This window comes from Streptomyces sp. NBC_00425 (assembly GCF_036030735.1).
Taxonomy (GTDB): domain Bacteria; phylum Actinomycetota; class Actinomycetes; order Streptomycetales; family Streptomycetaceae; genus Streptomyces.
Genome location: NZ_CP107928.1, coordinates 1116286 through 1130853 on the forward strand (window position 1 = coordinate 1116286; position 14568 = coordinate 1130853).

Genomic DNA, 14568 nt, shown 5'->3' on the forward strand with positions numbered 1-14568 from the left:
TGCAGTCGGCCTGCGCACCGGTCGGGAGGAGGGGGCGTTCCCCGCCTCCCGGCCGAGGACGCGCAACCACGCCCCCGGACAACCGTTCGCCCCGGACCCCTCCCCCTGCCGCCCCGCCCTCAACCACCGCCCCGCACGCGCCTGCCGCCCCACGCGTACGCCGGGGCCGGCCCGTGCCCGGTCGCCGCCTCACACACCCCCGCGCGGGCCGGGGCCGCGAGCCGCCCGGCGACCCCCGCCCGCGCCGCGGGACGGCCCTCGCCGGACGAGGCCCCGCCGCTCATCCGGCGGCCCGGGGCGCTCCCGTCGGCCAGCTGGCCCTCACGGCCTCCTCGTACACCCGCGCGCCCCGGTCGGCCGCCGTGTCCAGCTGCAACAGCACGGCCGGCACCGCGACCCCGGCCAGCAGGTGCCGCTGAAGGTCCGCCACCCGCTCCGGCAGGTCCGCATGCCCCGTCATGATCTTGGACAGCACCTGGACCCCGGTGAAGGCCCCCACGAACATCCGCGCGGCGGCCGCCACATCGACGTGCGGAAGCAGTTCTCCGCGCTCCTTCGCCCGTCCCAGCAGGTCCGCGTTGTGCGCGATCCACCCGCTCATCGGCGCGCGCCGGTCCAGCCCGTCCGTCGGCGCCCCCTGGTCCACGGTCAGCCTGATGCTCCCCTGGACCAGCGGATCGCCCACCGACAGCAGATGGGCCAGGACGAACGCCTCGTCCAGCCCCTGCTGCAGCAGCAACTCCCGTGCGGGCACGGCCGGGACGGTCTCCAGCTGGCCGGCCAGCACGGCCTGCGCCAGCTCCTCCTTGGAGGAGAAGTGGAAGTAGAGCGCCCCCTTGGTCACACCGGCCCGGGCGAGGATCTCCGCGATCGTCGCAGCCTCGTACCCCACCTCGGCGAACACCGCCGCGGCCGCGACGAGGACGGCCCGCCTCGTCCGGACGGCCCGTTCCTGCAGCGCCACGCCCCACCTCCGAGGTAGCTCCGGCGAATCCGGCTCGAAAATATACCGACAGGTCTGACTCCTGCCACCTCGACGCCGCATGTCCGCCATCGCACCGGCGACCTGTCCGGCTGCCGGTCGCCGCGGGCTTCCACGCCGCAATCGCCGGACCTCGGAAGTGAGTTCGCCGCACCCGTGCCGGGCGCGCGCCCGCCTCCCGGGCACCCCCCAAAACACGCCATCGGCGGCCGGTCGGATTGCCGGTTTCCGACTTGATGAGAAAACCGGTAGGTCCGTATCTTTTGGCGGACGGCGCAACCAGAGGTACCGGCGTGCGGATCCGCGACAACGGGGAGTGGTCATGGCCCTTCTGGCATTCCACGGCGCGGAGCGCCCCGCCGGGCCGCACCGCAGCGGTCCTCGCTCCTTCGCCGACGCGGCCGACGGCCCTGCGGGAGGCGACACCGCGACCGTGCGCGAGCTGACCCGGCTGCTGTTCGACCAGGACGGCGAACGGGAGCGCGTCCACGCCCCGTGGCGCCGCCTCATCGCGAGGGACGACTTCCGTCACCGGCCCGGTCTCACCCCCGAGGAGCGGGCCGCGCAGTCCTACGCCTGGCTGCGTCTGGTCAACGACCTGCTGACCGACCCCGCGTCGCTCGCGACCGACCCGGCCCTCCTCACGGCGCTGCACGAGTGGGCCGCCATCGTGGACGGCGGCGGCGGCCTCACCACCGTCGCCAGCATCCACTACAACCTCTTTCTCGGCAGCCTCCTCGACCACGACGCAGAACCCTCGAGGGACCTGACCGAGTTCACCGCGCTGCGCCGCACCGGAACCTTCCTGTGCACCGAGGTCGACCACGGCAACGACGCCTTCGCGTTGGAGACCACCGCCCGTCTCGACCCCGCGACGGGCGGGTTCCTCCTGCACACCCCTCACCCCGGCGCCGCCAAGTTCATGCCCAACACCAGCACGCTGGGCGGCCCCAAGAGCGCCGTCGTGGCCGCGCGCCTGCTCGTCGGCGACCGCGACCACGGAGTGTTCCTCTTCCTGACCCCGCTCACCGACCACGACGGGCCGCTCCCCCACATCACGGTGACACCCCTCCCGCTGCGACCCAACGCCCCCGTCGACCACTGCCTCACCTCCTTCGACCACCTCCCGCTGCCACGCCGGGCCCTCCTTCAGGGCGAGCACGGGCGACTGGGTCCCGACGGCTCCCTCACCAGCAGCCTCGGCAACCGCCGTAAACGCTTCCTCACCTCGATCTCCCGGGTCACCGTCGGCAAGCTGTGCATGAGCGCCGCGGCCGTCGGAGCCTCGCGCGCGGCACTCGCCATCGCCGTCCGTTACGGCGACCACCGGCACGTCAGCGGAGCCCGTCCCGATCAGCGGCTGCCCATCAACACCCATCGCACCCACCACAGCAGGCTGCTCCAGGGTGTCGCGACCAGCTACGCGATGACGCTCCTGCACCGCTCGCTCACCGCGCGGTGGAGCAGCCACGACGCCGCGGACCGGCCCCCGCTCGAACGCCTCGTCGCGCTCGCCAAGGCCTGGATCACCTGGGAGGCGCGCACCATCGCGCTCGAGGCGCGGGAGCGCTGCGGCGCGCAGGGGCTCCTTCCCGCCAACCACCTCGCCGGCTTCTCCGAGTACATCGAGGGGACCATCACGGCGGAGGGCGACAACCTCCTCATCACCACCAAGGCGGCCGCGGAACTGCTCCACCACCCGCCGGCCCGGCCCACCCCGGACGCCGGGCCGCCCGTCCTGACCAACCCCCACCACCTGCGCAACCTGCTCGCCCGCACCGAGCAGACCTTCCACGACCAGGCACACCGGGCTCTGCGCCACGGGCCCTCACGCGACCCGCAGGCCCGCTGGAACACGGCCTCCGCGCCCGCGCTGCAGAAGGCGCAGAGCCACATCAGGCTGCAGGCCGCGGACGCCCTCCTGGCCGCCCTGGCCCGCACGACCCACGAGCCGGCCCGCCGCCTCCTCGGCGAGGTCACCACCCTCTACCTGCTCACCCACCTCGCCCCGCACACCGGCATACTCCTCGCCGACGGCCACATCGACCCGGGTCACGTGCACGGGCTGCCGGACGCCGTCGACGCCGTCACCCACAGCCTCCAGCCCCATCTCGCCACCCTGACCCGGGCCTTCGACCACCCGCCGGAGTACCTGGACGCCCTGCCGCTCCTGCAGAGGCCCGGGCCGTCGCGGGGGGACGTGGACGGCGAGGCGTAGGGGGCCGGGACGGGGGGGGACGGCGGACGACCGTCAGGTGGCGGTGACGGCGGACGGCCGTCAGGTGGCGGTGACGGCGGACGGCCGTCAGGTGGCGGTGACGGCGGACGGCCGTCAGGTGGCGGTGTATCCGAGCTGTCGGCGCATGTACGGGGTCATGAGGGTCTTCGCCTTGGCGAGGACGGAGGTGCGGCCGCCCAGCACCGCGCTCTCGCCGCCCGGCACGGGCAGCAGCGTGAGTCCGTCGGTCTGGCCGAAGGGCACGATCAGCGGCGTGCGCTGGAGCGGCCGATAGAGGCGGGGCTCCCTGCGGTGTCTGCCGGGACTCTGCAGGTATCCGCGGATGTTGTGGGCGGCCAGGTCGGCCTGGGCGAGCGCGGCGGGGGTGATCTTGAGTTCGGTCGCGTCGTTGACGTCACCGACGGCGAACACGTCCGGCCATCCCTCGACCCGCAGCAGGCGGTCGACCCGGACGTGCCCGGCCGGGTTCAGCCAGTCGCCGAGTCCGGCCAGGCGCAGCCACAGGGTGTTGGGGGTGGTGCCGGTCGCCCAGAACGAGAGGTCGGCCTCGAGAACGCCGCCGTGCGCGTCGCGATAGGTGGCGAAGTCGTTGCCGCGGGACATGAACGAGTTCAGCCGGACCTCGACGTCGTGCGACTCCAGCCAGGCCTGCGCCTTGCGGCCGGCCCGTTCGCTGCCCGTGGCGTGCAGCAGCGCGGGCCCCGAGTGCGCGAGAGTGACCCGGGCGTCCGGCCGGGCCAGGCGTATCTCGGCGCTGAGCTCGACGCCGGAGGGGCCGCCGCCCACCACGAGGACGTGGTCGGCGGCGGCGACGGCACGCTGGTGACCGGCGAACGCCTTGAGGGTCTCCTCTGCGGTGGTACCGGTGAAGCGGGCCGGTTCGGGGTAGTCGGCGCCGGTGGCGATCACCACCACGTCGTAGGGCAGCCGCTCGCCGCCGGCCAGGACGACCTGCCGTTCGGCGGTGTCGATGCGGATCGCCTTGCCGACGACCATCCGGCCGTCGCGCATCAGCCGGTCGTACGGGATGAACGGGGTGACCGACCACTCGGGGCGCACACCGGCGCGGAGGGAGGCGATGCGGTGGAAGAACACGTCCTTGCGGTCGACCAGAGTGACCCGGGCCGTCGCGTCCAGCCGTTTCGCCAGGCGGACGCCCGCATAACCGCCGCCGATCACCACTACGTCGCCGTCGCGCACGCGATTCTCCTGAGCATGGGGGGATACGAGCGGCTCGGCGAGGGGTCCGGCCGCTCGGACTGCCGACGAGCGTAGCGCTTGAAACCTAAAGTTCACGGGGGCAGTTGTGCACGTTCCGTGAAGCCGAGGGCATTGGGCAGAGACGGCAGAGGATGAGAACGACTGTGGCTCGAGGGGCGGTCACCCCTCGAGCCACAGTCGTTCGATCGGCCCGTCAGCCGAACATGCCGGGCCGGTAGTCACCCGCGGGCTGCCGGACGATCACGTTCAGACGGTTGTAGGCGTTGATGAGTGCGATGAGCGCCACCAGAGCCGTGAGCTGCTCCTCGTCGTAGTGCTTCACGGCGTTCGCCCAGACCTCGTCGGGCACGCCGCCCGCCGCGTCGGCGATGCGCGTGCCCTGCTCGGTCAGCTCCAGCGCGGCCCGCTCGGCGTCGGTGAACACCTTGGCCTCCCGCCACACCGCGACCAGATGCAGGCGCTGATCGGACTCGCCCGCGTGCACGGCGTCCTTGGTGTGCATGTCGGTGCAGAAACCGCAGCCGTTGATCTGGCTGGCCCGCAGCATCACCAGCTGCTGGACCGTGCCCGGCAGGGTCGACCGGGTGACGGCCTTGCCCGCCGTGTTGAAGTGCTTCATCAGAGTGCCGGCGAACGGGGTGCCGAGCAGGTCGAGTCGCGCTTCCATGATGATCTCCTTGCCGTGTCGGGGCTTGCACGGTGATGACGGCTCGCGCCGCCGGCGTGTGACGGACGGCGGCAACGGCCCCATGTGACGTGCGTCTCCCCTGGCTCAGGCGCCGTGCCGTCAGCGCCGCAGGTTCGCGGCGGTGGCGGCGGCGACGACGCGGTCCCGTTCGGCCTGCGTGAACCGTCCGTCGGCCTGCCAGGCGTCGGCCAGGGCGCGCACCGCGGCCAGAAAGGCGGCGGACGTCGAGAACGGCGCCTGCTGCCACAGGACGTCGAGGAAGGTCAGGCCGTCGCCGCGGGAGCGGTTCGGCACGCCCGAGTCGGACGCGCCGAAGACGACGACCGGCTCCACGCGCCGGAAGTAGGCGTGGTACCGGGCGTCGTCCGCGACATGGAACGGGGCCAGGGTCAGACCGTGTGTGGTGAAGTACTGCGGACGGCCCTGCGGACGGATCACGTCGGCCAGGTCACCGCGCAGGGTGAAGTCCTTGTAGAACGAGAACTGCCGGAAGTCCGCGGCCTGGCTCCGCGCGACCAGCAGGACCGGCCCGTGGAAGAGGGACTGCACGGACGGATCGTCCGACGCCCGCTCCACGCGTAGCCGGTAGGGCGCGGAGACGGTGACCTGGTCGCCGCGCCGCCAGTCCCTGCGCAGGGTGAGAAAGCTGCCGGGGACCGCCGACACCTGCTGCTGGACCCCGTTGACGGCGACGGTGAAGCCGGCCGTGGCCCAGGAGGGGACCCTGAGCTTCACATCGAGGCCGCCACCGCCCTCGCGGAACGTCAGCGTGCGGACGCCCTCCGCCGGATACGTGCTCGTCTGCTCCACGACCAGCCCGCGCTCCGGCCACCGCAGCGTCGAGGCGAGGTAGAGGTTGACGTACAGCGCGTCGCCGGCGGCCGAGCGGAAGTACACCGAGTCCTGGTACTTGGTGTGGTTCTCCATGCCGGTGCCGCCGCAGCAGGTGCCGGTGTTGTCGTACTGGCGCACCGTCCCCGGGCCCATGCCGACGAAGTAGGTGACCTCCGGGCTCGTCGTACTGCTCACGTCCCGGCGGGAGGCCAGGATGTGGTTGGTGAGGCCGCGCTCGTAGTAGTCCATGTAGGCGGCGTCCGGTGCGTGGAAGAACAGCTGACGGCTCAGTTTGAGCATGTTGTACGTCGCGCAGGTCTCGGCGTTGTCCTCGCCCAGGGTGGCCGCGATCGCGCCCCGCGCCCGGAAGATCTCCCCCTTGCCGGCGCCTCCCTGACTGTAGGTGCGCGGACCCACGACCATGCCCCAGAAGTTGCGGGCCGCGGCCGCGTACTGCGGCTCACCCGTGTGGTCGAAGAGCCGCACGTAGCCGGTGAACTGGGGGATGTGCTGGTTGGCGTGCCGGCCGTCCAGGACGTCCCGGTCGCCGGCGCAGGCGTCCAGGAGTGCGGTGTTGTCGAAGCAGCGGGCGGCGGCGAGGTGCTCCGCCCGGCCGGTGAGCGCGTACAGGTCCGCCATCACCTCGTTCATCCCGCCGTACTCCCCGGCGATGTAGATCGACCACATGCGCTCCAACTGCGCCTTCGGCAGGCGTCCGAGGCGGCTGTGCACCCAGTCGCCCATCTTCGAGGCGATCGTCAGCGCCTGTGCGTTCCCGGCCAGGGTGTGCGCGTCGAGCAGCCCGCGCATGATCTTGTGGCAGGTGTAGTAGGGGGCCCAGATGGTGGGGTAGGTCGTGTAGCTCTCCAGCAGGATGAACTGGGTCTCCGGGTAGGCCGCCAGGTAACCGGGGTGACTCGGCTTCGGCGAGCCGTGTTCGGCCAGTGCCCGCTGACACTCTCCCAGCGCGGTCACCAGGTGGTCGAGCTTGGTCTTGAGGGCGGTCTCCCGGGTGTCGGCGTACGCCTGGGAGATGAGCGTGAGGAAGTGGCCGCCGTAGTGGCCGCGGAGGTTGCCGTCGGACGTCTCCCAGCCGCCCGGCGGCAGGGCGCCGCGGGTGTCGAGCCCCGCGTTGGCCCGGAAGACGGCGAGGATCCGGTCGGCCGGGTAGGACCTGGCGTAGCCGAGCATCAGGTCGCGCTTGCGGCGGAACGCACCGTCGCCGAGGGTCACCTGGTCCAGTGCGAAGGGCTGGACGGCCCAGGTCGGCGGGACGGGCGCGACGGCCGCGGCGGGAGCCGCGGAAGCGGCGGACGCTCGGGAGGCCGTCGTCGCCGTGGCCGGCCCGGCGGCGGCACGGGCCGCCGCGGGAGTCGCGTTCAGCAGCGGCGCCGCGGCCGCGGTCCCGGTGGCCATCCTCAACAGATGGCGGCGAGAGGGGGGTTGGGACATGGTCGGACTCCCATCGTGGGGGCGTGGGTGGTCGGGTCGGACGGTGTGGACGTCATGGCCGGGTCGGACGGTGGGGACGTCATGGCCGGAGCGGATGTCGCCGAGGGCCGGGGCTCGTCAGGCCGGCGTCGGAGCCGGTGCTCCTCACCCGGGTCCGCCGCCCCGGGGCCCCGCGCGGGCCCGGCGCTTTCCGCGGCGCACGAGGGCGCCCGGTCGACGCACGTCTACCTCCCGGGGGGTTCGGCCGGCGGTGGCGTCGTGGGCAGCCACACGCGCATCGTCGAGGGGCCTCGGTTCGCCCAGGAGTGGTAGGGCACGAGAACGATGTCGGCACGTTCTCCGACCGGCGCGGCGGCCTCGTCGAGCGGCGCGTACGGCCACCGGGTGTCGGCGTCCGGCCCGGCCCGTCCATCCGCGTTCGTATCCGTCTTCGTATCTGTATTCGTATAGGCATCCGTATCCGCGTCTGTTCCCGTGTCTGTTTCGCCGCCTGTTTCGCCGCCTGTTTCTCCGTCTGTTTCTCCGTCTGTTTCTCCGTCTGTTTCTCCGTCTGTTTCTGCGGCGGGATCGGTGGACTCACCGGGGGTCCCGGACTCCGCCGTTCGCGCGTCCGGCGCCGCGACCAGTGCGCCCGACGCCACGACGCTGCCGTCCGGCCCGTCCTGCGGCTGGACGGACGGGTTCACCCGGACGGCGTCGACCTCGTGGCCCGGCGGGAGGTCGACGGACTCGGCGCAGTAGACGAGCGGCCCGCGCTGGACGGCGACGGTGCCGCGTACGGCGTCGATGCGGGGGTCGGGGGCGATCCAGCGCGGGGCCACGGGCAGCTCCAGCCGTATCTCGTCGCCGGGCCGGAAGCGCCGGGTGACGGCGACCGTGCCCGGCGAGACAGCGCGGCCCACCCCGTCCGGGTCGACCAGTCGGGCGTCGGCGCCCGTGGCCCAGGCGGGCACCCGGAGCGACAGGGTCCAGGGGTGCTCCGGCGACCGGTCGATCCGTACGCTCACGCTGGCGCCGGTCGGGTAGTCGGTGCGCACCCGCAGGGCGACGTTCCGGCCGCCGGCGAGGGAGGTGGCGAGCTCGGCGTCGGCGTACTGGTGCAGTTGCACGCCGTCGTCGTCGGCCGTCGCCAGGTAGGCGGGCAGCAGGGCAAGGGTCCGCGCCACGTTGGTCGGGCAGCAGGACACCGCGAACCAGGGGGCGCGCAGGCCCGAATCTGCGCGCGGGCTCTGCTCGTCGGCGGCGGACGTCGTCCCACGGCGGCGCCGGTGCAGGGTGTTGGCGTAGAAGAAGGTCCGGCCGTCCTCGGACGGGGAGGTCGCGACCACGTTGAACAGGGTCCGCTCGGCGAGGTCGGCGTAGCGCGGTTCACCGGTGGCCAGCAGCAGCCGCCAGCTGAGCATCACGGAGGCCACGGCCGCGCAGGTCTCGGAGTAGGCGCGGTCGGGGGGCAGGACGAAGTCGTCGCCGAAGGACTCGTCCCGGTGGTGGGATCCCATGCCGCCGGTCAGGTAGGTGCGCCGGGCGACGGCGGTCTCCCACTGCCGGACGACCGCGGCGAGCAGCGCGTCGTCCCCGGTCTCCACCGCCACGTCCACGGCGCCGGCCGCGAGGTAGAGGGCGCGTACGGCGTGGCCGCGCAGCGTGGTGGCCTCCCGGACGGGCACGTCGTCCTGGTAGTAGGCGCGGCCGAACTCGGACTCGGCGAGGGTGTGCCGGCCGCGGCGGTCGACGAAGAGCGCGGCCTGGTCGAGGTAGCGCTGCTCGCCGGTCGTCCGGGCCAGTTCCACCAGGGCCGTCTCGATCTCCGGGTGCCCGCAGACGCGTTCGATGCCACCAGGGCCGAAGGCCGCGCACACGTGGTCGGCGGCGCGCCGGGCGATCTTCGCCAGTTCGCCCTCGCCGCGGGCCCGCATCTGGGCCACGCCCGCCTGGATCAGATGCCCGTAGCAGTACAGCTCGTGGCCCCATTCGAGGTCGCTGTACCGGGGCTGTTGCCCGGGGCGGCCGAAGGCGGTGTTGAGGTAGCCGTCCGGTTCCTGGGCGGGAGCGATGGTGTCGGTGAGTGCGGCGATCTGCGCGTCGAGCGCGGCGCCGGAGCCGTGGCGGGCCTCCCAGGCCATGGCCTCGATCAGTTTGTAGACGTCGGAGTCGGCGAACTCGCGGCCACGCCGGTCCCGGTGGATCCGGCCCTCCACCGCGGCGCGGAAGTTGCCCGTCCAGCCGACGCGTTCCATCCAGTCGCGGCAGTGGTCGAGTGTCGCGGTCGCGTTGACCTGTCGGCGCAGGGCCCAGAAGCCCCCGGTGATGGTGACCTCGTCGAGACCCAGCGGCCGCAGCAGCCCCCGGCTCGGCGCCACCGGCAGGACGGCTGACCCCGTCATGTTCTCCCTCACCAGTTCATGCCTTCGGTTCGTCCTCTCGGTTGCCCGTCAAGGGTGTTCAGGTGGTCGTCGGTCCCGGTGGGTCCGGCCTCGGCGGCGGTCCGGCCGGTCGCGCGGCGCCTCAGCCCTTGAGCGCGCCCGACATGAAGCCCCGTACGTAGTGCCGTTGCAGCAGCAGGAAGAGGAGGAGGCAGGGCACGGCGAGAACCACCACCCCGGCCTCGGTCGCGCCGTAGTCGACGGCGCCCATGCTCTGCTGCCGCAGGTTCGCGACGGCGAGCGGCAGGGGGGCCTTGCGGCTGTCGGAGATGAGGATCAGCGGAGCGATGAAGTCGTTCCAGGCCGCGAGGAAGGCGAAGAGACCCACGGTGATCAGTCCCGGCCGCACCGCCGGAAGCAGGACCCGGCGCAGGGCGCCCGCGGTGCCGCAGCCGTCGACGAGGGCCGACTCCTCCAGTTCGCGCGGCACCGCCTCGAAGGAGATCCGCATCATGAAGGTGGCGAACGGCAGTTGGAACATCGCCAGCACCAGACTCAGCCCGAGCAGCGAGTTCTGCAGATGGAGCCTGCCGAGCAGCACGTACAGCGGGATGAGCAGGGTGGCGTAGGGGACCATGAGGATCGCCAGGGTCAGCAGGAACAGCAGGTTCTTGCCGGGGAACTCGAAGCGTGCGAAGGCGTAGCCGCCGAGCAGCGAGACCCCGAGGGTCAGGGCGACGGTGAGCACGGAGACGAGGGTGCTGTTGCCGAGGTAGCGCCACAGCCCGGCGTCGTAGTCGAGCAGTGTGCGGTAGTTGCCGAGGCCGTGGCCGGACTCCTGCGCGGTGCCGGGCTGGGCGCTGACCGAGGCCCAGGCGTTCCACAGCAGCGGGAAGAGGAAGATGACGGCCAGTCCTGCGGCGGCGACGTAGTGGGGCGTCCGGCCGAGGGCTCGGGTGAGCACCGGGGTGTCCCTTCTCCAGGAGGCGGGGGTCATGACTCGTCGGAGCGGCGCAGACCGCGGAACTGCACGGCGTTCAGCAGCAGCAGCGCGCCCAGCACGAGGATCGACAGGGCGGCCGCGGTGCCGAGGTTCAGCCGCTGGAACGCCTCGCGGTAGATGAGCTGCACGACGGTGACGGTGCTGTTGTCGGGTCCGCCCTTGGTGAGGACGAAGAACTGGTCGAAGGCCAGCAGTGAGCCGGTGACGCAGAGCAGCAGGGACAGGGCGAGCGACGGACGCAGCAGCGGCAGGGTGATGGAGCGGAAGATCTGGCCGCGGCTCGCGCCGTCCATCCGGGCGGCCTCGTACACCTCGTGCGGGATGCGCTGCAGGCCGACGAGGAGGATCAGCATGTAGAAGCCGGCGAACTTCCAGACGACGAGGAAGACCGTCGACAGCAGGGCGGAGGTCGGGGTGCCGAGGAAGGACACCGGGCCGTCGACGAGGCCGAGGTGTTCGAGGATGCTGCTGAGCGGTCCGGTGGTGGGGCTGTACAGGCCCCAGAAGAGCAGCGAGGCCGAGGCCAGGCCGACGGCTCCCGGCAGGAAGTAGACCGTGCGGAAGAAGCCGGCGCCGGGGCGGGACTCCTGGACGAGCAGGGCGAGCAGCAGGGCCAGGCCCAGGAGGACGACGGTGACGACCGCCGTGTAGAGGAGGGTGAAGCGGACGGCGGGCCAGAACAGCGGGCTGTCCATGACGTCGGTGTAGTTCTCGGGGGCGTTGGCCCCCTGGTCCCCCGCGAGCAGCGGCCAGTCGTCGAGGGACATCTGTCCGACCAGCAGCAGGGGCAGCAGGAAGAAGACGATGACGAAGACGGCCGTGGGGGCGGCGTACGCGAGGCCCTGGATCCTCCGGGAATGCCGGCGCGGGGCGGTGGTGCGGGGGCGGCGGGCGGGACGCTGCGTCGGGGGCGGCTGCTCGGCGGTCGCCCGGTCGGGCGCCTTGACCTGCATGGCTCTCCTCTGCCGTGTGCGGTGGGGAGGGGTCGTGCGGGAGCACGGCGTCCGGCCGCGTTTCCATGCCGTGCGCCCGCGTCGTACGTCGGTGCCGTGCGCCCTCGTCGTGCGTCGGTGCCGTGCGCCCTCGTCGTGCGTCGGTGCCGTGCGCCCTCGTCGTGCGTCGGTGCCGTGCGCCCTCGTCGTGCGTCGGTGCCGTGCGCCCTCGTCGTGCGTCGGTGCCGTGCGCCCTCGCGTGCCGTGCCGTGCGAGGTCGTGCGGGTCAGTCGGCCAGGGAGGCGGTGACGGCCTTGTTGTCCTTCTCGAGCGACGCCCCGTCGCCGAAGACCGCGTCGCGCATCAGGGACAGCCAGGGCCCGTTGGGGTCGTTGAAGGTCTGTCCGAACTTCAGGGCGTACGGGGTGCGGCCGTCCGCGACCAGTTGGTTGACGGCTACCAGACGGGGGTCGGCGGCGGAGTACTTGTTGGCGGCGAGGTCGGTGCGGGCCACGACGTCCTTGTGTGCGGCGACCACGTTCACCTGGGCGTCGTCGCCCAGTGACCATGCGAGGAAGTTCCAGGCCTGGTCGACCTTCTTGCTGGTGGCCGAGACGCCGACGGCGTCGCCGCCGACGAAGGTGGACCTGCCGCCGTCGGGTCCGGGGATGGGAGCGACGCCGAGGTCGAGGTTCTTGGGCATCAGGCCCAGCGTGGTCGACGGCATGGGCATGACCCCGACCTTGCCCTTGGGGAAGACGCCGGTCCAGGTGGCGCCGGTCTCGTCGCGCGCGCCGGGGGCCACGATGTCGTCCTTCACCCATCCGCGGTAGGTGTCGTAGACCTTCTTCGCGGTGGCGGAGTCGAGGTTCGCCCCGGTGCCCTCCTTGTTCAGCACCTCCGCTCCCCCGGCCCAGATGGACGGCCACCAGGTGAAGACGCCGCAGCCGCCGCAGTTGCCGCCGAAGAAGGTGCCGTCGACTCCGTTGCCCAGCGCGTCGACGGCCCGGGCCTGCCGGTCCCAGTCGGCGAGGGTGGCGGGCGGCTTCTCGGGGTCGAGCTTGGCCTTGCGGTAGAGGTCCTTGTTGTAGAAGAGCACCGACAGGTCCAGCGTGTGCGGGACGACGTACTTCCTGCCCTTGTACGTGCCGGCCTTGATGTGCGACTGGGCCAGGCTCGCGGCGAAGGGCAGGGCGTCGATGCGTTGGGTGAGGTCGGCGAAGAGCCGGCTGGTGGTGTAGTTCGGCACGAACACCACATCGGAGGCGAAGAGGTCGGGGAGGTCGTGGGAACCTGCCGCCGCGCCCACCTTGGCCTGGTAGTCGTCGGTGGGGACGACGGTCAGCTCGATCTTGTTCTTGTGACTGGCGTTGTAGGCCTTGACCAGGGCCTCGCTCTGCGGCCGGGTGGCCGCCCGCGTCCACATCGTCAGCGTGGCGCCGTCGTCGACGCCCTTGGCGTCGGCCGTCCGGCCGGATCCGCCGGCAGAATCGCCGTCCCCCGATCCGCAGGCCGTGATGAGGCTCGCAGCGGCGAGGAACGCGACGGCGCCGACGGCGAGTCTGCGAACGGGTCCACGTGGTCCGGTCGTGCTCCCCATGACGATCCCCCTAGTGTGGGCTCTTCGAACGGAAAGGAACCGAAAAGGCTTTCTGAAAGCTAGGACCCGGCTGACAGCCCGTCAATCCCCCTGCAGCAAGCGGTATTGAGAGCTCCGCCGAAACCTGTGAAATCGCCTGGGCCGGGCCACGGCCGAAACAACTCGCGTACGGTTTACTCACGCGCCGCGCGACAGGAGATCCCCATGACACCGGCCCCCGGCACCTCTCGTTCGCACCCCGCCACGCTCAGCGACGTCGCCCGGCTGGCCGGCGTGTCCATCGCCACCGCGTCCAAGGCGCTCAACGGCCGCAGCCAGGTGCGCGCCGAGACCCGGCAGCGGGTGATCGAGGCCGCCGAACGGCTGGCCTTCCGGCCCAACCAGCTGGCCCGCGGACTGCTCGTGGGACGGTCGGGCACCGTGGGTCTGCTCACCAGCGACCTCGAGGGCCGTTTCAGCATCCCGATCCTGATGGGCGCGGAGGACGCGTTCGGGGCGGGCGAGGTCGCCGTGTTCCTGTGCGACGCCCGTGGCGACGCGATCCGTGAACAGCACCATGTCCGGGCTCTGCTGGGGCGCCGCGTCGACGGCCTCATCGTGGTGGGCAGCCGGACCGACCCGCGCCCGTCGCTGGGACGCGAGCTGCCCGTGCCCGTCGTCTACGCCTACGCGCCGTCGGACGATCCGGCGGATCTGTCCATCGTCCCGGACAGCGTCGACGCCGGCCGGATCGCAGTGGAACACCTGCTGGCCTGCGGGCGGAGCCGGATCGCGCACATCACCGGCGACCCCGGGTACCTCGCGGCCCGGGAGCGGGCCGAGGGCGCCGGGGCCGCGCTGGCCGCCGCCGGCCTCGCCCCGGTCGGCGAACCGCGGTTCGGCGCCTGGTCGGAGGGCTGGGGCCGGGCGGCCACCGCGCTGCTGCTGGACCGGCATCCGGATCTCGACGCCGTGCTGTGCGGCAGCGACCAGATAGCCCGCGGCGTCATGGACGTCCTGCGGGAGCGCGGCCACCGGGTGCCGGAGGACGTGGCGGTGATGGGCTTCGACAACTGGCAGGTCCTGACCGCCTCTTCGCGCCCGCCGCTGACCAGCGTCGACATGAACCTGGAACAGGTGGGGCGGGCGGCCGCACACGCCTTGTTCCTCGCGATCGGCGGGGCGCAGCGCTCGGGGATGGAGACGGTGCGCGGCCGGGTGGTCATCCGGGAGTCGACGGCGCCGCTGTCCTGAGCCTCGCTCCCCGGGGCCCTG

10 protein-coding genes are annotated in these 14568 nt (G+C 72.3%); 2 read left to right on the top strand and 8 right to left on the bottom strand.

Annotated elements, in window-relative coordinates; genetic code table 11:
• Positions 1 to 280 precede the first annotated feature (280 nt).
• Positions 281 to 964: a ScbR family autoregulator-binding transcription factor gene (locus OHS82_RS04905; RefSeq protein ID WP_328433359.1), complete on the bottom strand. Its 684-nt coding sequence runs from the start codon at positions 962 to 964 to the stop codon at positions 281 to 283.
• Positions 965 to 1304: 340 nt separating this feature from the next.
• Here OHS82_RS04905 and OHS82_RS04910 point away from each other — a divergent pair, with 340 nt between their 5' ends.
• Positions 1305 to 3200: an acyl-CoA dehydrogenase family protein gene (locus tag OHS82_RS04910; protein ID WP_328433360.1), complete on the top strand. Its 1896-nt coding sequence runs from the start codon at positions 1305 to 1307 to the stop codon at positions 3198 to 3200.
• A gap of 114 nt (positions 3201 to 3314) precedes the next feature.
• Here the strand turns inward: OHS82_RS04910 and OHS82_RS04915 are convergent, their stop codons facing one another.
• The 7 genes from OHS82_RS04915 to OHS82_RS04945 form a co-directional block, all read right to left on the bottom strand.
• Positions 3315 to 4421, bottom strand: a complete 1107-nt coding sequence (locus OHS82_RS04915; RefSeq protein ID WP_057576798.1) for an NAD(P)/FAD-dependent oxidoreductase — start codon at positions 4419 to 4421, stop codon at positions 3315 to 3317.
• A gap of 214 nt (positions 4422 to 4635) precedes the next feature.
• On the bottom strand, positions 4636 to 5109 hold the full coding sequence (locus tag OHS82_RS04920) for a carboxymuconolactone decarboxylase family protein (RefSeq protein ID WP_057576796.1): 474 nt from the start codon (positions 5107 to 5109) through the stop codon (positions 4636 to 4638).
• A 120-nt stretch (positions 5110 to 5229) separates the two neighbouring features.
• Complete coding sequence (locus OHS82_RS04925) at positions 5230 to 7416, bottom strand: glycoside hydrolase family 127 protein (RefSeq protein ID WP_328433361.1); 2187 nt, start codon at positions 7414 to 7416, stop codon at positions 5230 to 5232.
• A 224-nt stretch (positions 7417 to 7640) separates the two neighbouring features.
• Positions 7641 to 9800 carry a glycoside hydrolase family 127 protein gene (locus OHS82_RS04930; RefSeq protein WP_328433362.1) on the bottom strand — a complete coding sequence of 720 codons (2160 nt, stop codon included), beginning with the start codon at positions 9798 to 9800 and terminating at the stop codon, positions 7641 to 7643.
• A 121-nt stretch (positions 9801 to 9921) separates the two neighbouring features.
• Positions 9922 to 10743, bottom strand: coding sequence for a carbohydrate ABC transporter permease (locus tag OHS82_RS04935; RefSeq protein WP_328433363.1), 822 nt, complete (start codon positions 10741 to 10743; stop codon positions 9922 to 9924).
• A 29-nt stretch (positions 10744 to 10772) separates the two neighbouring features.
• Complete coding sequence (locus OHS82_RS04940) at positions 10773 to 11735, bottom strand: carbohydrate ABC transporter permease (RefSeq protein WP_328433364.1); 963 nt, start codon at positions 11733 to 11735, stop codon at positions 10773 to 10775.
• A 265-nt stretch (positions 11736 to 12000) separates the two neighbouring features.
• Positions 12001 to 13314, bottom strand: coding sequence for an ABC transporter substrate-binding protein (locus OHS82_RS04945; RefSeq protein WP_057576785.1), 1314 nt, complete (start codon positions 13312 to 13314; stop codon positions 12001 to 12003).
• A gap of 204 nt (positions 13315 to 13518) precedes the next feature.
• Between OHS82_RS04945 and OHS82_RS04950 the strand changes: the two genes are divergently transcribed.
• Entirely contained in the window at positions 13519 to 14547 is a 1029-nt protein-coding gene (locus OHS82_RS04950) for a LacI family DNA-binding transcriptional regulator (protein ID WP_057576783.1), read from the top strand.
• The last annotated feature ends 21 nt before the right edge of the window (positions 14548 to 14568 follow it).

Coding starts and splice junctions, on each gene's coding strand:
- OHS82_RS04945 (WP_057576785.1), bottom strand. CDS start 13,314: ATGGGGAGCACGACCGGACCACGTGGACCCGTTCGCAGACTCGCCGTC.
- OHS82_RS04930 (WP_328433362.1), bottom strand. CDS start 9,800: ATGACGGGGTCAGCCGTCCTGCCGGTGGCGCCGAGCCGGGGGCTGCTG.
- OHS82_RS04950 (WP_057576783.1), top strand. CDS start 13,519: ATGACACCGGCCCCCGGCACCTCTCGTTCGCACCCCGCCACGCTCAGC.
- OHS82_RS04940 (WP_328433364.1), bottom strand. CDS start 11,735: ATGCAGGTCAAGGCGCCCGACCGGGCGACCGCCGAGCAGCCGCCCCCG.
- OHS82_RS04910 (WP_328433360.1), top strand. CDS start 1,305: ATGGCCCTTCTGGCATTCCACGGCGCGGAGCGCCCCGCCGGGCCGCAC.
- OHS82_RS04925 (WP_328433361.1), bottom strand. CDS start 7,416: ATGTCCCAACCCCCCTCTCGCCGCCATCTGTTGAGGATGGCCACCGGG.
- OHS82_RS04920 (WP_057576796.1), bottom strand. CDS start 5,109: ATGGAAGCGCGACTCGACCTGCTCGGCACCCCGTTCGCCGGCACTCTG.